Annotated in this window: 15 protein-coding genes; 4 read left to right on the top strand and 11 right to left on the bottom strand. The window is 69.9% G+C overall.

Annotated features, from left to right (window positions below):
* Positions 1–94: 94 nt before the first annotated feature.
* Entirely contained in the window at positions 95–1,021 is a 927-nt protein-coding gene (locus Apa02nite_RS25455; RefSeq protein WP_067691555.1) for a dioxygenase family protein, read from the bottom strand.
* Positions 1,022–1,143: 122 nt separating this feature from the next.
* Between Apa02nite_RS25455 and Apa02nite_RS25460 the strand changes: the two genes are divergently transcribed.
* Complete coding sequence (locus Apa02nite_RS25460; protein ID WP_203827222.1) at positions 1,144–2,169, top strand: hypothetical protein; 1,026 nt, start codon at positions 1,144–1,146, stop codon at positions 2,167–2,169.
* On the opposite strand, the gene Apa02nite_RS25465 is transcribed toward Apa02nite_RS25460, so the two are convergent.
* Genes Apa02nite_RS25465 through Apa02nite_RS25480 form a run of 4 tightly spaced genes read right to left on the bottom strand, consistent with a single transcriptional unit; the run spans position 2,159 to position 5,128 of the window.
* Positions 2,159–3,199, bottom strand: a complete 1,041-nt coding sequence (locus Apa02nite_RS25465; protein WP_203827223.1) for an ABC transporter ATP-binding protein — start codon at positions 3,197–3,199, stop codon at positions 2,159–2,161. The genes Apa02nite_RS25460 and Apa02nite_RS25465 overlap by 11 nt on opposite strands.
* Entirely contained in the window at positions 3,196–3,996 is an 801-nt protein-coding gene (locus Apa02nite_RS25470; protein ID WP_373873053.1) for an ABC transporter permease, read from the bottom strand. Before Apa02nite_RS25470 ends, Apa02nite_RS25465 begins: the two co-directional genes overlap by 4 nt.
* On the bottom strand, positions 3,981–4,724 hold the full coding sequence (modA, locus tag Apa02nite_RS25475; RefSeq protein WP_203827225.1) for a molybdate ABC transporter substrate-binding protein: 744 nt from the start codon (positions 4,722–4,724) through the stop codon (positions 3,981–3,983). Before modA ends, Apa02nite_RS25470 begins: the two co-directional genes overlap by 16 nt.
* Complete coding sequence (locus Apa02nite_RS25480; protein WP_203827226.1) at positions 4,721–5,128, bottom strand: TOBE domain-containing protein; 408 nt, start codon at positions 5,126–5,128, stop codon at positions 4,721–4,723. Before Apa02nite_RS25480 ends, modA begins: the two co-directional genes overlap by 4 nt.
* 169 nt (positions 5,129–5,297) lie before the next feature.
* Here Apa02nite_RS25480 and Apa02nite_RS25485 point away from each other — a divergent pair, with 169 nt between their 5' ends.
* Complete coding sequence (locus Apa02nite_RS25485; protein ID WP_203827227.1) at positions 5,298–6,443, top strand: molybdopterin-binding protein; 1,146 nt, start codon at positions 5,298–5,300, stop codon at positions 6,441–6,443.
* A 63-nt stretch (positions 6,444–6,506) separates the two neighbouring features.
* On the top strand, positions 6,507–8,159 hold the full coding sequence (locus Apa02nite_RS25490) for a rhamnogalacturonan lyase B N-terminal domain-containing protein (protein WP_203827228.1): 1,653 nt from the start codon (positions 6,507–6,509) through the stop codon (positions 8,157–8,159).
* A 47-nt stretch (positions 8,160–8,206) separates the two neighbouring features.
* Here the strand turns inward: Apa02nite_RS25490 and Apa02nite_RS25495 are convergent, their stop codons facing one another.
* A complete protein-coding gene (locus Apa02nite_RS25495; protein ID WP_203827229.1) occupies positions 8,207–9,292 on the bottom strand; it encodes a Gfo/Idh/MocA family protein in 1,086 nt (361 codons plus the stop codon).
* Positions 9,293–9,418: 126 nt separating this feature from the next.
* On the opposite strand from Apa02nite_RS25495, the gene Apa02nite_RS25500 reads away from it, so the two are divergent.
* Positions 9,419–10,840 (top strand): MFS transporter, encoded by a 1,422-nt coding sequence (locus tag Apa02nite_RS25500; RefSeq protein ID WP_239164557.1) that lies wholly within the window; start codon positions 9,419–9,421, stop codon positions 10,838–10,840.
* A 57-nt stretch (positions 10,841–10,897) separates the two neighbouring features.
* Here Apa02nite_RS25500 and Apa02nite_RS25505 read toward each other — a convergent pair whose 3' ends face one another.
* The 5 genes from Apa02nite_RS25505 to Apa02nite_RS25525 form a co-directional block, all read right to left on the bottom strand.
* Entirely contained in the window at positions 10,898–11,785 is an 888-nt protein-coding gene (locus Apa02nite_RS25505; protein ID WP_203827231.1) for an NAD-dependent epimerase/dehydratase family protein, read from the bottom strand.
* 127 nt (positions 11,786–11,912) lie between these two features.
* Complete coding sequence (locus Apa02nite_RS25510; protein WP_239164558.1) at positions 11,913–13,898, bottom strand: glycosyl hydrolase family 28-related protein; 1,986 nt, start codon at positions 13,896–13,898, stop codon at positions 11,913–11,915.
* A gap of 134 nt (positions 13,899–14,032) precedes the next feature.
* Entirely contained in the window at positions 14,033–15,619 is a 1,587-nt protein-coding gene (locus Apa02nite_RS25515) for a methyl-accepting chemotaxis protein (protein ID WP_203827233.1), read from the bottom strand.
* A gap of 87 nt (positions 15,620–15,706) precedes the next feature.
* Positions 15,707–16,033, bottom strand: coding sequence for a YciI family protein (locus tag Apa02nite_RS25520; protein WP_067691515.1), 327 nt, complete (start codon positions 16,031–16,033; stop codon positions 15,707–15,709).
* Positions 16,034–16,111: 78 nt separating this feature from the next.
* The gene (locus tag Apa02nite_RS25525; protein WP_239164559.1) at positions 16,112–17,089 is read right to left on the bottom strand and encodes a LacI family DNA-binding transcriptional regulator; all 978 of its coding nucleotides are present in this window, start codon (positions 17,087–17,089) and stop codon (positions 16,112–16,114) included.
* Between the last annotated feature and the right edge of the window lie 46 nt (positions 17,090–17,135).

The following is a 17,135-nucleotide window of genomic DNA, read 5'->3' on the forward strand; positions in this document are numbered from 1 at the left end:
GGCGGGTGGGGACTCTGCCCAGGTCGTACAAAAATGGGGGTCCAGCTCTGGGTTTCCCCCTCCCGGAGCTGGACGTATTCCATCCTCCGGGCCGCTAGGCGGACGGGGAAGCGGTCGGCGAGGCCGTCGGGGGCGGGGTTCCGGGCGGCGGACCGCCGGGACCGCCGGGACCGCCCGGGCCGCCGGGGACCTCGACCGCGGTCGGGTCCACCGTGATGGCGAGGCGGGCGACGTAGCCGATGCGCGGGGTGCCGGCGATGTCGGCCATCTCCCGGGCGGCGAGGTCGTCGCCGAAGACCATGTCGGAGGCGAGCGTGATGCGTTCCATGTTGGTGACGCTCGCCTCGTAGCCGGTCGCCTCGGCGTAGACCTTGTCCGCCACCGCCTCGGGGAACGCGATCTGGGAGGTCTTGCGGATCGGCCCGGCGCCGCTGGTCGCGTCGGCCAGCGAGGAGTAGACCTCGAAGTGGATGTGCGGCCAGCGGCCGGTGTAGCAGGCCGGGAAGACCGTGGTGAACGTGACGCGGCCGAAGAAGTCGGTGACCTGGATGCCGCGCAGGTAGTTCTCCTCGGTGACACCGGAGGAGTAGAGCGAGTAACGCCCCTCCCGGTCGCAGTGCCAGACGTAGACCGCGGCGCCGGCCAGCGGCTTGCAGTCGAGGTCGCGGACGATCACGCTGAAGACCAGCGGCACACCGTGCGCCACGCCGGTCGACCCGCCGAACGAGGGGCGGATGTCGCGCCGGACCACACCGGAGACGGTGCGCACGTCGATGCCGTTGGACCCGTCGGCGGGGAACGGGCCGGCCGTCTCCGACTCGACCTCCTCGGCGCAGGTGATCTCGTGAGCTTCGGCGCTGCCGGCGAGCAGGGCCGAACCACCGGTCAGGGCGAGGGCCCCGGTCCCGCCGATCGCGGCGAGCATCCGCCGGCGGGACATGGTGCCGAGGTCGAACGCCAAACCCTTGTCATGCACCGCGCGCACATACGCGGCGTTGTCGGTATCCGGTTCGGATGCCATGTCTGCAACCTCCTGAATGGGGCGAAGCAGGCAGCACAACATCGAAGCCTATGAATAACCTGTGGTTGATCTCCCGGCCGCCATACCGGACCGGTCATAACCCGGGGCTACACTCCCGATCCATGCGCCTGATCAGGATCTCGCTCGCTGCCGCACTGCTCGCCGGCGGCGGGGCACTCGCTGTGACAACCGCGGGTTCCGCGTTCGCGAACGACCTGGTCACGCCGGTGCTCACGATCGACGCGACCACTGAGCCGGGTCACGTGGTGCGCATCCTCGGCGCCGCTACCGGGCTGCCCGCCGAGGCGTTCCCGGCGGTCACCTTCGTCCGCACCGACGCGGAGTCCCCGACCGGCGGCAAGCCGATCCGGGTGCCGCTCGGCGAGGGCGGCGCCATCAATCTCACCGACGCCCCGCCGGCCGGCGGCACGATCACCTACCTCGCGTCCACACCGGAGCTCGACGGGTATGCGGTCGTCACCGCCCAGCTGACCGTCACCCTGCCGTTCAGCACTCCGGCACTGTCGCTGACGAACAACAAGAGCGTTTTTTCGTACGCGGAGCCGGTCCGGTTCACCGCCACGCTCGGCGACACGTGGACCAATCGCAAGGTCGAGATCTGGTCCGACCCGGCCGGCGCCGACCAGGGCGCCCGGCTGCTGGGCAGCGGCACGGTGAACGGCTACCACCTGTACTCGGTGCCGCTCACGCTCACCCGCAACACCGTGGTCACCGTGAAGTTCGCCGGCGACACCCGGTTCGCTCCGCGCTCGGTGACGTCGACCGTCGGCACGAGGGTGGCGGCGAGCACCGCGATCACCAAGCACTACAAGACCGCGAAGATCGGGTCGACCGCGTACCAGTACGTACGAAAAGCAAAGAACCCGGTGTTCACCACGACCATGACCTACCAGCCGGGCCGCAAGCAGAAGCTGGCCTTCGAGTACTACTCGGCCGGCACCTGGAAGGCCTGGAAGAGCGGGCTGTTCGCGCTGAACACCGCGGGTAAGTCGACGTGGACGCTGACCGGCACGCACAAGACCGGCGTCCGGTACCGGGTCCGCACCGGTTACCTCCCGGGCACCTCCGGCGACACCCTGAACACCGCCACCTACGGCGCGTGGAAGTACTTCACCTTCACGAGCTGACCGGGTAGGCCCGCGTCTCGCTGGCCTTGACCGCCGCCCACAACTCCCGGCCCGGCGCGAGATCCAGGTGCGCGGCCGCGGCCGGGGTGATGTCGGCGGCCACCACGATCGGGCCGTCCAGGCGTACCCGCAGGTTGTCGCCGTGCCGTTGGATGTCGGTGAGCACCGCGGGCCAGGTGTTGCGGGGGCTGCCGTCCGGCCGGGCCGGGTGCAACGCGACGGCCGCCGGGGGGAAGGCCACAAACGCGTCGCCGTGCACGACGTCGGTCGCGGTCAGAGCAAAACCACCTTCCAGGTGTACGACGTGACCGTCGCCCCGGCCGCGGTACAGGTTGAGGCCGACCAGCTGGGCCACGTAGTCGGTACGGGGCTGGGCGGTGATCGTGGCCGCGTCGCCCTCCTGGACCACCCGGCCGTCCTCCACGATGACCAGCCGGTCCGCGAGCACCAGCGCGTCCAGCGGATCGTGGGTGACCAGCAGGGTCGCACCGGGATGCGCGGACAGGTGCCGGTGCAGCTCGGCCCGGGTCTCCAGCCGGGTCCGCGCGTCGAGTGCCGCGAGCGGCTCGTCGAGCAGCAGCAGCACCGGGTCGACGGCGAGCGCCCGGGCCAGCGCGACCCGCTGGGCCTGCCCGCCGGAGAGGTGCCGCGGTTTGCGGCGTGCAAAGTCGGTCAGCCCGACCCGGGCCAGCCACCGGTCCGCGATCTCGTGCGCGGCGCGGCGGTCCGCACCGTGCCGCCGCGGGCCGAACGCCACGTTGTCCCGTGCGCTGAGGTGCGGAAACAGCAGGTAGTCCTGGAACACCACGCCGACCCGGCGCCGCTCGGGTGGCACCTCGGTGAGGTCCCGGTCCGCCAGGGTGACATGTCCGCTGGTCAACGGGATGAGCCCGGCCAGGGCACGCAGGGCGGTGGTCTTGCCGGCTCCGTTCGGCCCGAGCAGGGCGACCGTCTCGCCCGCGGCGATGGTCAACTCGAGGTCCAGGCGGAAGCCGCCCCGGTGCACGACCAGGTGAGCATCCAGGGTCATGGAGCGGTCAGCCACCGATCGCGCAGGCCGGCCAGGATCGTCACCGACACCACCAGCAGGATCAGGCTGAGCACCACCGCTCCGTCCAGGTCGCCGCTCTCCATGGTCTGGTAGACCGCGAGCGGCATGGTCTGAGTGATCCCCGGATAGTTGCCGGCGAAGGTGATCGTAGCGCCGAACTCGCCGAGCGCCCGCGCCCAGCAGAGCACCGCGCCGGCCGCGATCCCCGGCGCCACCAGCGGCAACGTCACGTGGGTGAACGTGGTCCAGCGGGTCGCACCGAGGGTGGCGGCGGCCTCCTCGAAGCGGGTGTCGGCGCCGCGCAGCGCGCCCTCCACCGAGATGACCAGGAACGGCAGCGCCACGAACGCCTCGGCGATCACCACCCCGGCCGTGGTGAACGGCAGGCTGATCCCGAACGTCGAGTCCAGCCAGCTGCCGATCAGGCCGCGCCGGCCGAGGGCGAGCAGCAGGGCGATGCCGCCGACCACCGGTGGCAGCACCAGCGGCACGGTGATCAGCGCCCGGACCACCCGCCGGCCGGGAAACGTGACCCGGGCCAGCACCCAGGCCAGCGGGACGCCCAGCACCAGGCAGAGCAGGGTGGCCAGGCTCGCGGTCAGCAACGACAACCGCAGAGCCTGGACCACCCCCGGTTCGGTGAGCCGGGACAGCAGCGTGGTCCACGGGGTGCGCCAGAGGAGCCCGGCGAGCGGCAGGACCAGGAAGATCAGTCCGCCGATCGCCGGCACCAGCAGCGCGATCGGGACCCGCTGCCTGGTCACGGCGCCTGGAATCCGGCTTCGCTGAGCACCTTCAGCCCGTCGGCGGAGAGCACGTAGTCGACGAACTGCTGCGCGCCGGTCGCGTTCGTGGCGTTCTTCAGCACCGCGATCGGGTACTCGTTGATCGCCTTGGCCGACTCCGGGAACTCGACAGCGTCGATGTCGGCCGCCGAGGCCTTGGCGTCGGTGCGGTAGACCAGCGCCGCGTCCACCTCACCCAGCTTGACCTTGGTGAGCGCCGCCTTCACGTCCTGTTCCAGGGTGACCGGGGTGAGCTTGACCCCGGACGCCTCCAGCGCCGTCTTGGCGGCCGCGCCACAGGGCACCGCCTCGGCGCAGAGCGCGACCTTGAGATCGGCCTTGGTCAGGTCGGCCAGACCGGCGATCTTCTTCGGGTTGCCCTTCGCGGTCGCGATCACCAGTTGGTTCTTCGCGAACATGGTCGGGCTGACGGCGTCGGCGACGTCCGCCATGTTCTTCGACGCGGCCGACGCGAACACGTCGGCCGGTGCACCCTGGTTGATCTGGGTGGCCAGCGCCGAGCTGCCGGCGAAGTTGAACTTCACCGTGGTCCCGTCGTGTGCCGCCTCGAACTGCTTGCCGAGCGCGGTGAACGACTCGGTGAGCGACGCGGCCGCGAACACGGTGACCGTGCTGTTCTCCGCCGCCTTGTCATCGGACGTCCCGCTGCACCCGGCCAGGCCCAGTGCCAGCACGAGCGCTGCGATCCTGATCTTCAACTGTTTCTCCCCACAGTGGACCGCTCCACCACCACGGTGGTCGATTTGATGACCGCCACCGCCACCGAGCCGACCCGCAGGTCCAGCTCGTCGACGGCTTCCCGGCTCATCAGCGACACCAGCCGGAACGGTCCGGCCTGGATGTCGACCTGAGCCATCACGGTGTCCTTGACCACGGCGGTCACGATCCCGCGCAGCCGGTTGCGGGCCGACGAGGAATCCGAGCGCCCGTCCGGCTCGGCGGCCTGTGCCCGGACGAAGCCGGCCAGGTCCACCCCGTCGATCACCCGGTGGCCGTGCTCGTCGCGGAAGGCGGCGAGCCGGCCGGCATCGACCCAGCGGCGCACCGTGTCCGGGCTGACCCCGAGCAACTCGGCCGCCTCGCCGATCTGGAACACCGTCATATCGCTCACCTTAATCTTCCGCACTTGCCAGCCAAAATGTCGTTCATCACCGGCATACTCCGGCCACTCGCCGCTCCACCGGCCGCACCTGCGGCTCGATCAGGTGACCCGGGTCCCGCGATCATGGCCCATCATCAACTTCGACGGTCCACGACGAGAGCTGGTCTTCATGATCGAGCACGGTCCCGGCATGCCGTGGGCGGTGGCCCACGCGACCGCCGGTGACCTGGCGCGGCCGCTGCCCGCCGAGCGAACCACACCGGACGCGGCGATCGGCCGGATTCTGGCCGTGCCGCTGCGCGCCGCGGTCGCGGTCCCGGCGTTCGACACCGCGGCCATGGACGGCTACGCGATCACCGGTCCGGGTCCGTGGCGGGTCGTCGGCCGCCGGCTGGCCGGGCCCGGCGAGCCGGTCGATCCGCTGCTCGGCGGCACCGCGATCGAGATCGGCACGGGAGCGGCGGTGCCACCGACGACCGAGGCGGTTCTTCCGTACGAGGACAGCACCCGGCACGGTGACCTGGTCAGCGGCGAGCCCCGGCGCCCGCACATCCGTCGCACCGGCGAGGACCTCCGGCCCGGTGACCTGCTGGCCGACGCGGGACGACCGGTCACCGCGACGATGGCGGCCGCGGCCGTGCAGGCCGGTGTCGAGGAGCTGCACACCCACCGGCCGCCGGCGGTCACGCTGTTCGTCACCGGCGACGAGGTGATCACTTCCGGGCAGCCGGGACCGGGTCAGGTGCGGGACAGCTTCACCGGCCTGGTCAGCGCGGTCACCGCACGGGCCGGTGGCCACCTGCTCCGCAGCACCCGGCTGCCGGACGACCCGGCGGCGCTGGCCGACGCGCTGGGCCGGCCGGGCGCCGAGGTGGTCGTGGTGAGCGGCTCGTCCTCGGCCGGCGCCGCCGATCACCTGCACCGGGTGCTGACCGCGCTGGACGCGACGTGGCACGTACGCGGGGTGGCCTGCCGTCCCGGGCATCCGCAGGGGCTGGCCGAGCTGCCCGGCGGCCGCTGGGTGGTGAGCCTGCCCGGCAATCCCTACGCGGGACTGGTCGCCGCACTGACCCTGCTGGAGCCGTTGCTCGCGGCGCTGGCCGGCCGGGCCGCCGCGCCACCGGTCACCGCCGTGGTGACCGGGGAGGCCCGGTTGTATGCCGCGGGCGTACGCATCGTGCCGGTGACCGGGACCCGGATCCGGCCCGGCGCTCGCCCCGGCAGCCTGCACACCGCGGCGGCCGCGGACTCTCTCGCGGTTCTCAGCGCTGCGTGGCGCAGCGGCGACCCAGCGCCACGACTGGTCCTGCCCTGACCGATTTCGGAAAAAGTCGGGAGCCCCGGGCAACCTTTCCGGCGGCGGTGGCCACCTCGAGTCATGACCCCCGATCCCCAGTTCCCCTCCTCGCACCGGCGCCCGGCCTCCCGGAAGAAGCGGAAGGCCCTGGCCGGCGGCATCGCCGCGGTCGCGGTGCTGGCCGGCGCCGGCCTGCTCGGCGGCCAGCCGTGGGCGAACGCCGCGTCGAGCATCACCTTCGACACCGGCACCGGCCTGACGTTCGCGGTGAACACCACGAACGGGAACGTGACATCGCTGAAGCACGACGGCACCGAGCTGACCGCTTCCGGTCAGGCCGCCGGGCAGTTCGAGTCCGGCTGGTCGTCCGCCACGGTCACCAGCCAGAGCTTCAACAGCGGCGCGTCGATCCTGGTCAGCGCGACGAACTCGTCGATCGGCGTGACCCAGTACTACTTCGCGCGCAAGAACGACAACACGCTCTACATGGCCACCGACATCACCAAGGCGCTGAACCCGGGTGAGGCCCGGTTCATCACCCGGCTGAAGAGCTCGCTGCTGACCACGTCACCGGTGGCCGCGAAGACGTCCGGCACCACGTCGACGGTCGAGGGCTCGGACGTGTTCGCGTTCGCGAGCGGCCAGACCGCGTCGAAGTTCTTCAGCTCGCAGCGGCTGATCGCGCAGACCCCGTTCGGCGCGAGCGGAAACGGTCACGGGGCGTACATCATCGCCGGCAACAACGACATGACCTCGGGTGGCCCGTTCTTCCGGGACATCGAGGTGAACGACACCGGCACCGCGGTCAACATCACCCACTACATGTTCAGCGGGCACCAGCAGACCGAGGCGCTCCGGCTCGGCCTGCACGGCCCGTACGCCCTGGCGGTCACGGACGGCGAGTCGCCGACCGTGCACAGCATGGACTTCCTCAGCTCGTACATCCCGGGCCTGCTCTCCAACGCCCAGCGCGGCGGCGTGACCGGCACCGCGAGCGGCTCGTGGAACGGCCTGACGGCGACGGTCGGGCTGGCCGGCACGAACGGTCAGTACTGGGGCTCGGTCAAGTCCGGCAAGTTCGTCATCGGGCACATCAAGCCGGGCACCTACACCGCCACCCTGTACGCCGGTGAGCTGGCCGTCGGCACCCCCAAGACGATCACGGTGACCGCCGCGGCGACCACCTCGCTCGCGGTCACCGGCAACGTCCCGGCGGCCGGCACGCTCTTCCAGCTCGGCACGTTCGACGGCACCCCGGCCGGCTTCCTGAACGCCGACAAGATCGAGACCATGCACCCGTCGGACAGCCGGATGGCCGCCTGGACGGCGAGCAGCTACAGCGTCGCGTCCGGCGCCGCGAAGTTCCCGATGGCCGAGTTCAAGTCGGTCAACTCGCCGATGGCCCTGAACTTCACCCTCGCCTCGGTCCCGGCCAACGGCGTCAAGCTGCGCGTCGCGACCACCTCGGCGTTCGCCGGTGGCCGTCCCGCGGTCACCATCGGCAGCTACTCGTCGCCGTCGTCGGCCTCACCCGCCCCGGCCAACCTGGACTCCCGCAACGTCACCCGGGGGACCTGGCGGGGGATCAACACCACGTACACGTTCACCGTCCCGGCGAGCGCGCTGAAGGCCGGCAGCAACACCCTGTCGATCTCCACGATCAGCGGCAGCAGCGGCGCGACGTTCCTGAGCCCGAACTTCATCTTCGACGGCTTGGCCCTCGACCCGGCGTAGCCCTCGATCGGCACGGAGCGGGGGTCCTTCCGGATCCCCGCTCACTGTCACTTCCCGGCCCGGCCGGCGATCTCGGCGAGCACCTCGGCGGCCCGGATCGCGTCGGCCAGCGTCGGCCCGTGCGACGCACCGTCGACGATGGAGCGCAGGAACAGTGCCGCCTCGATCACCTTCAGGTCGTCGTAGCTCATCGCGATCCCGGCGCCGGGCTGGAACGCGGCGTACTCCCCGTCACCGGGGCCGGCGAAGACCGGTTCGCCGTTCATCAGCAGCTCGCCCATCCGCCGGAAGTCCCAGCTCAGCATGCCTTCGGTGCCGTGGACGGCGAAGCCGTAATGGTTCTGCTCACCGGTCGCCACCCGGCTCGCCTCCACCACCACCCGGGCGCCACCGGCGACGCGCAGCAGGGCCGCGAACCAGTCGTCGTTCTCCACCTCACGCAACGGTCCGGCGCCACGCGCGTGATCGGTGGTCGCGCCGCCCGGCTCGGGCCGCCGCGGAATGAAGATCGCGGTGTCCGCGGCCACCACCTCGTCGATCTCGCCGAGCAGGTGCCGGACCAGGTCGACCGCGTGCGCGCCGAGGTCGCCGAGCACGCCGTCGCCGCCGCGGGCCCGCTCGAAGCGCCAGGTCAGCGCGGCGTCCGGAGCGGCGGCGTAGTCGCTGAAGAACCGGAACCGGGCGTGCGTGACGGCGCCGATCCCGCCGGCCGCCAGGATCGCCCGGGCCCGCTGCACCGCCGGCGCGTGCCGGTAGTTGAAGCCGACGCTGACCTGGCCGGGGCCGACGATCGCCCGGGCGTCGTCGGCGCTCAGTCCGACCGGTTTCTCGATCCAGAGGTGCCGGCCGGACCCGGCGAACGCGGCGCCGATCTCCCGGTGCAGGAAGTTCGGCGCGGTGATGCTCACCGCCACGATCCGCGGATCGTCGAGCAGCGCATGCCAGTCGGTGGCCGAGGTCGCGAAACCGTAGCGGGCCGCGGCCTGGGCGGCCCGGTCCGGCACGTCGTCGGCCACGGCGATCAGCTCCGGTACGGGTAACGCCGGGTAGTGCTGCCGCACCCGGAGGTACGCCTGGGTGTGCACCCGCCCCATCCAGCCGAGACCGATCACCGCCACACCGATCGCATCCATGCCTGTGCATGGTAATCGGGACGGCGGGTAATGCGTGCGCTACGTCACGTCATTATGGAGGTGCGTCCTATGACGCAAAGCCTTGGATCTCCCGCCCCGGCCGCTGATTCAGGAACCATCCGGAGCTTGATCCCCGCGCGTATCGACCGGTTGAACTGGTCACCGTTCCACACCCGGATGATCCTGGCACTGGGCACCGCGTGGGTGCTCGACGGCCTGGAGATCACCATCGCCAGCGCCATCGGCCCGGTCCTGCAGGAGCAGGAGACGCTGCATCTGAGCAGCACCGCAGTCGGCGCGATCGCGACCGTCTACCTGCTCGGCGAGGTGTTCGGCGCCCTCCTGTTCGGACGGCTCTCCGACGCGCTGGGCCGGAAGAACCTGTTCGTCATCACGCTCGGCGTTTACCTCGCCGGCAACGCACTCACCGCGTTGACCTGGGGTAACGATGCCTGGGCGATCGCTTTCCTGTACCTCACGAGATTCATCGCCGGAGCCGGCATCGGCGGCGAATACGCCGCGATCAACTCCGCGATCGACGAGATGATGCCGGCGAAATACCGCGGGCGGGTCGACATCGGCGTCAACGGGACCTACTGGGGTGGCGCCATCCTCGGCACCCTCGGCACGTTCGTCCTGCTCAACCACATGGACCTGAACCTCGGCTGGCGGCTCGGGTTCCTGATCGGGCCGGTCATCGGCGCCTGCATCTGGAATCTCCGCCGGCACCTGCCGGAGAGCCCGCGCTGGCTGATCATGCACGGCCGGGAAGCCGAGGCCGAGGCGAACATCCGGCAGATCGAGCAGGCGGTGGAGGCCTCCGGGCAGACCCTGGCCCCGGTCGACGAGTCCAAGGCGATCGAGATCCGGCCGACCCGGCCACACGGTTATCTGTCCCTGCTCCGGGTGCTGTTCAAGGAGCTGCCACAGCGGTCGATCCTCGGCGCCACGCTGATGATCACGCAGTCGTTCCTCTACAACGCGATCTTCTTCACGTACACCCTGGTGCTGACGAAGTTCTACGGCGTCGACGAGAAGAGCGCGCCGCTCTACCTGATCGCGTTCGCGGCCGGGAACCTGATCGGGCCGCTCACCATCGGCCATCTCTTCGACGTCATCGGCCGGCGCAAGATGATCGCGGGGACGTACCTGCTCTCCGCGGTGCTGCTGGCGATCTCGGCGGTGCTGTTCAACGCCGGGGTGCTGAACGCGATCACCCAGACGATCGCGTGGTGCATCATCTTCTTCTTCGCGTCGGCGGGGGCCAGCGCGGCGTACCTGACGGTGAGTGAGATCTTCCCGCTGGAGATCCGGGCACAGGCCATCGCGGTGTTCTTCGCGATCGCGCAGTGCTTCGGCGCGATCGGGCCGGTCTTCTACGGCTGGCTGATCGGCGAGGGCGACGACCCGGGCAAGCTCTTCATCGGCTACCTGATCGGCGCCGGGGTGATGGCGATCGGCGGCATCGTGGAGATCTTCCTGGGCGTCGACGCCGAGGGGAAGTCACTGGAGGACGTGGCCACCCCGCTGTCCGCGGTCACCCGCTGAACTCCGGGCGTGTGAAGTTTGGGTGCGCTCCGCGCCCAAACTTCACACGCTCGGGGTTTACCGAGGGTTGGCGGCGACGAAGCCGGCGATGTACTTGTCGAGCTGGTTCTCGGGCTGCCAGCCGAGCTCGGCCGCCTTGGTGAGGTCGGCCTTGCCGCGCACCCGCTCGCCGGGCAGAGCCGGGATCAGCTGGATCTCGGTGCCGAACATCGTGGCGACCTCGGCCAGCGGCCACTCCCGGCCGGTGCCGAGCAGGTAACCGTCGCCGGTGCCACCGCGGGCCACCAGGAGCAGGCCACGGACGATGTCGTCGATGTGGGTGAAGTCGCGGGTCTGCGTGCCCGGCGACACCACGGTCAGCGGCTTGCCCGCCAGGTACAGCCGCTCGAAGATGCCGATCACGGTGGCGTACTTGCCGTTGGCGATCTGTCCCGGTCCGTACACGTTGTAGAAGTACGTGATCGCGTAGTCCAGACCGAACCAGTTCGAGTAGTTCTTGATGTACTCGATGTTCTTCGCCTTGGTCCAGGCGTACGGGTTGAGGTTCTCGTCGTCGCCGTCGTTGCCGAACTTGGAGCTGGAGCCGGCATAGATCAGCTTGGCGCCCGCGGTGGCGGTGAACTTGATTACCTCTTTGGTGCCCAGGACGTTGAAGTCCCAGGTCAGGTCGTGGTCCTCGAAGGACTGCACGATCCGCGAGTACTCACCCAGGTGGAACACCAGCTCGGGAGCCGGCAGCCCGTGCGCCGCCCAGATCTTGGCGAGGTCGACGGTCGACCCTTCCAGGTACGAGATCCGGGAATCGTCGATGTGATTCTCGGGCGTGCCGGTGAAGTAATTGTCCAGCGAGACGATGGTGGCGTCCGGGAACTCGGTCAGCAAGGACCTGATCAGAGCGGTTCCGACGAACCCGGCACCACCCGTGACCAGCAGAGTTTGACTCAACGTAGTTCCCAACTCTCAAGCCGCGGCGAATCCGCCAACCAGGCTACCAAGGACGACGGCCGTACCCGAATCGTCGGGTACGGCCGCGGCCTGTTCCAAAAAGAAGCGGCCTAGTCGAAAGAAACGGTCACCAGGCAGAAGGTGCGGGCGGCGCGACCACCGGCGGACGGTCGTCGCAGGTGATCACATTGGGGGCGAACGGCGACAGCCATCCCCCATCGTTGCCACCCAGGTCACTGAGGGTGAACTCGGACCCGCTCGGCGTGAAGTGGAACGAGCCGCAGTTGTTCACACCGACCGCGCCGACGTTGCGGGCGTCGACGTTCTCGAACGTGGCGCCACCGGCGGCCCGGGCGCTGACCACGCTGGTGCCGGTGCCGTCCACCCGGATGTCCTTGAAGTGCGCCCCGGTGATCGAGTACTGGTCCTTCACCGCCCAGTCGGAGACCAGCATGATCGCGTTGTAGGTGCTGTCCAGGAAGTGGTCGCCGGTCACCTGGATGTCCGCGTTGATGCTCTTGTCGAGCGCGAAGAACCAGATCGCGCCGAGGCCGATCTTCCAGTTCAGGTCGAACGTCCCGGCCCGGACCGTGGTGTTGTCGGCGATCCGCAGGTACCCGGCGAACGGCTCGGCCCCGAAGCGCGAGCCGGCGTGGATGCCGCTGCCCTCCCGGATCGGGTCGGCGACCAGGTTCCCCGAGACCGTGGTGTCGGTGCCGCCGTAGATCGCGATCCCGTTGGCCAGGGTGGGCGTCTGCACCGTGTTGCGGTCGAAGGTGTTGCCGCTGTTGGTGGTCTTCTCCGCCCACATCGCCAGCGCGTCGTCACCGGTGTTGCGGACGAAGTTGTCCCGGGCCAGCGACCCGGTGACCCCGGTGTGGAAGTTCAGCCCGTCGGCGATCTGGTCGACGATGACGTTGCCGAGCACCTTGACGTTCGACATCGGACCGTCGAACCACAGGCCGACCTTGGTGTGCTGGAGGTACAGCCCGGAGATCGACGAGTCGCTCATCGCGCCGCCGATCGCGTTCACCTGGTCGGTGTCGATGCGCTCGCGCACGTCGCCCTCGATCGCGAAGTCGGCGAGGTGCACGTTCCGGCTGCCACCCTGTGCGGCGTCCTTGCCGTAGAAGCCGACGCCGGTGTGCACCGAGCCGTCGGCGGCCGGCGGGTCGAGTGCCACCTCGTGGCCCTTGACCTTGGTGTACCAGTTGCCGGCCCCGGTGATCGTCACGTCGTCCACGACGAGGTGCCGGTTCACCTGGAAGACGCCCGGCGGCAGGTAGACCGCGCGGTGGATCTTCTTGGCGAACGCGATGGCCTTCTCGATGGCCGGTGCCGCGTCCCGCCGGCCGGTCGGGTCGGCGCCGAAGAGCAGCACGTTCACCCCGCCCAGGTCGACCTTCGGCGCGCCGACCAGCTCGGAGTCGAGCAGGTCGATGGTGGTGGGCGCCTGGCGGGCGGTGAGCCGGATCTTGTCGCCGGCCCGGTAGGTGCGGCCCAGCAGCAGCCGCTGCTCGTCGTAGAAGTGCGCCGGCCGGAACGGCTTGCTGATCACCGGCGCCGGCTCGGTGGCGGCCGGCACGCAGGCGCACTCGGTGATCCACCAGTCCGGGTGCAGCAGCCCGGCCTGCGGGTCGTTGCTGAACGGGTACTGGTTGTAGAGCCAGGAGAACTGCGAGGTCAGCGTCATGGTGCGCGTCCCGCCCGGCGTGCCCACCGACAGCGGCGCGGTGATCCCGCCACCGGCCGGCGCATCCGGGAGGCTGTACCGCACGGTGATCGCGTTGGCGGCCTTGGGCAGGGTGAACTCGACGTACTCCCCCGGGTCCAGGGTGACGGCGGAACGACCGGAGGCCTCGGAGGCCAGGGTGTATGCGGTCCGGTCGGGGCTGAGCACGACGCCGGTGGTGACGGCGCGCTCGGCCTCCTGCTCGGCGAACGCGACTCCTGCGCCGCGTCCGGCGACCAGAGCCGGATCAAGAGCGGCACGGGTGACCGCGGGGGTGATGGACGGTTGATGTGCAGCGGCGGCGTCGGCCGGGCCGATCGCCACGCCGAGGGTGACCAGCGGTGTGGCCAGGAGAGCAGCCCAGCGGGGCGGAGCGAACATGTCGCCGACCATAGATTTCTGTGATCTGCTCCACAAGGGTCAGTCCCAGTTTTCCGATGAATTGCTTGAATGTTTCATCGGTGATCGCATTTCTTGCGGAGGCACCACCGTGGTGATGCCGCCGCCTTGCAAAATCAGAGCGTGAAGCGCTCCACGATCCGACGCAGGTCGGTCGACATCCCGGCCAGCTGGGTGGCGGCCCGGTCGGCCTCGGTCACGCCGACCGTGGTGAGCTGCACCGACGCCGCGACACCGGTGATCGTGTCAGCGACCCGGGCACCGGCCTCGGCCGCCTCGGTGACATTGCGGCTCATCTCGTTGGTGGTGACGGTCTGCTCCTCCACCGCCGAGGCGATGGTGGTCTGGAACTCGTTGATCCGGTTGATGATCTCGCTGATCTCCTCGATCGCGGCGACCGCTCCGGCGGTGTCCGCCTGGATCGCGGCGACCCGCTGGCCGATGTCCTCGGTGGCCCGCGCGGTCTCCTGGGACAGCTCCTTGACCTCGCTGGCCACCACCGCGAAACCCTTGCCCATCTCGCCGGCCCGCGCCGACTCGATGGTGGCGTTCAGCGCGAGCAGGTTGGTCTGCTCGGCGATCGCGGTGATCGTCTTGATCACGTCACCGATCTCGGCCGAGGACTCGCCGAGCTTGGCCATCACGGCGCTGGTGTTCGCGGTGACCTCGACCGCCCGGTTCGCGACGTGCACGGCCTGGGTGGCGCTCTCGCTGATCTCCCGGATCGACGCGCCCATCTCCTCGGAGCCGGCCGCCACGGTCTGGATGTTGAACGACATGGTGGCGGCCGACTCGGCCACCGTGGCGGCCTGCTGGGCGCCTTCCTCGGCGCTGCCGGCGCTCTGCTTGCTGGTCGCGGCGAGCGAGCCGGCCTCGTGGGCCAGCGAGTCGGAGTGCGCGGTCAGGTCGGTGACGGTCTGCCGCAGCGAGGTGGTCGCGGCACGCAGCGAGTCGGCCATGTGGCCGAGCTCGTCGCGCTGGTGCACGTCCGGGTCGCCGGAGAGGTCACCCGCGGCGACCTGGTCCAGTACCCCGCTGACCTTGCGCAGCGGCACGATGATCAGCCGGGCGACGTAGAGGGCGCAGCCCACACCGAGCAGCAGCGCGGAGATCAGCGCGATGATCACCAGGTTGCGGGTGCGGTCCACCGCGTGGTCGAAGTCCTTGCCCGCGACCATCGCCTGGTTGGCCGAGGTGATCTCCGCGGAGAGCAGGCCCTCGTAGACCTTGCGCAGGTCCCGGTTGGCCCCCAGAGCCAGGTCGGTCGCGGCCGCGGGCTTGGTCGGGTAGGTCTCGAACTCCGCCTTGATCGCGGTGAACCAGGTGTTGCTGGCCGCCTCGATCTCGTCGACTCTGGCGGCAGGGTCGCCGGTGACCAGCTTGCGGGCCGCGCCGAACGACGCGGTGACCTTCTCCTGCCGGCCGAGCGCCTCGGTGGCGAACTTCTTGTCGCCCTTGAGCAGGTAGCCGCGCTCGTCGTTGGCGGCGGCCTTGAGCGAGAGCGCCGCGTCGTTCAGGTTCGAGATGTACGGCGCCATCATGCCGATCTCGGCGTTCCGGGTGCTCGCCATGTCGCTGATGCCGGTCACGCTCAGCGCGCCGGTGACTACCGTCCCGGCGATCGCGACTCCGGCGACCGCGAGCACCTTGGTGGAGACCCTGCGGTCCCGGCACCACTGCCCCAGCCCACGGTTACCGGTCATGGTATTCCTCTCCTCGTCGGCAACCGTTACTTCGGCACCGACAAGGGGATGACTGACCAGTGAGCTGGAGCAATCCTGGTGCGGATCTCAGTCGCCGAAGTAGGGCCGCAGCTCCACCCGGCCGGCCCAGGACATCGGGTGGGCGCGGGCCACCTCGATCGCCTCGTCCAGGTCGGCGCACTCGAGGATGTCGAAGCCCACGATCACTTCCTTGGTCTCGGCGAACGGCCCGTCGGTGAGCAGCAGCTCGCCGCCGCGGACCCGGACCGTGGTGGCCGCCGACGGCTGGGCGAGCTGGTTGCCCAGCACCCGCCGGCCGTTGGCGTCGTTCTCGGCCACCCACTTCTCGATGTCCGGGGCCTCGAACTCGGTCTCCGGCTCGGTGTCGGTGCAGACGAACATCATGTACTTCATCTCAGTCTCCTTCGACGGTCTTCACCCAGGTGACGAACGGCCGGGCCCGCTCAGGACACCTCGAGCGAAAAAGAAGCGCTAAAAATTCGGGGCGTTGAACGGAGTGATCACCTGGACCGGCGCCGGGTGCGAACGGATCGGCCCGGGCAGCGCGCCCTGCGCCCGCAGGATCGCCCGGCAGGCGTGCCGCAGGTCGGTGCGCAGATCCTGGTGCAGCACCGCGGAGAGCCGCTGGGTACGCAGCAGGGTGAGGTTCTCCTCGTCCAGCCCGTGCGCCACGAACACGTCGTAGCGGCGGTCCTCGGCCTCGAACGCCGCGACCACCTCGGCGCTCCCGCCGGTCCGTGGCGCGTAGACCGCGCGGATGGTGTGTGTGCCGGCCAGCGTGGCCCGCACCTGATCCGGACCGGCCACCAGCCGCAGACGCCGAGCGGGAGCCAGCACCGAACGGAACCCCGCCGTCCGGCGCTCGGCATCCGGCCCGTCGATCACCACGACGTCGCCGGCCCGGTCGTGCAGCCACTGTTCGACCAGGTACGCCGCTGTCGCACCGGCCTCGAAGTCGTCCACCCCGACGTGCGCGATCCGCTTGCCGACCGGCAGGTCCACGTTCAGCGTCACCACCGGCATCTCCAGCCGGCTCACCGCGTCGGCCACCTCCGGCGTCGGCGGGGCCAGCACCACCACGCCGTGCGAATCCGACCGGGCCAGCCGGTCCAGGATCGGGACCGGGTCGGCGATGAAGTGGAACCGGGGACGGACCGCGATCGGTGCCAGGCACGGCAGCTCGGCGTCGAGGGCGGCACGTGCGTCGGTGCCGAGCTGCCGGGAGGCCGGCAACACCAGGTCGATCGCGAACGTACGACCGGCCGGCGGCGACCGGTCCAGCTCGGCGATCGCCTCGTGCACCTGGCGGACGGTGCTGTCCCGCACCCCACCGCGCTGGTGCAACACACGGTCCACGGTCGCCGGGCTCAAGCCGGCGCGCGTGGCGATCTCCCGGATCCGGTACGGGTGCTTCACGCCGTACAGAATGATGGGTTTTTGATGTCTCATGGAAGGTCCTTGATGTTTTCTCATCCGTTCACGTGACTAGTTGAAC

Source organism: Actinoplanes palleronii, assembly GCF_016862315.1.
Classification (GTDB): domain Bacteria; phylum Actinomycetota; class Actinomycetes; order Mycobacteriales; family Micromonosporaceae; genus Actinoplanes; species Actinoplanes palleronii.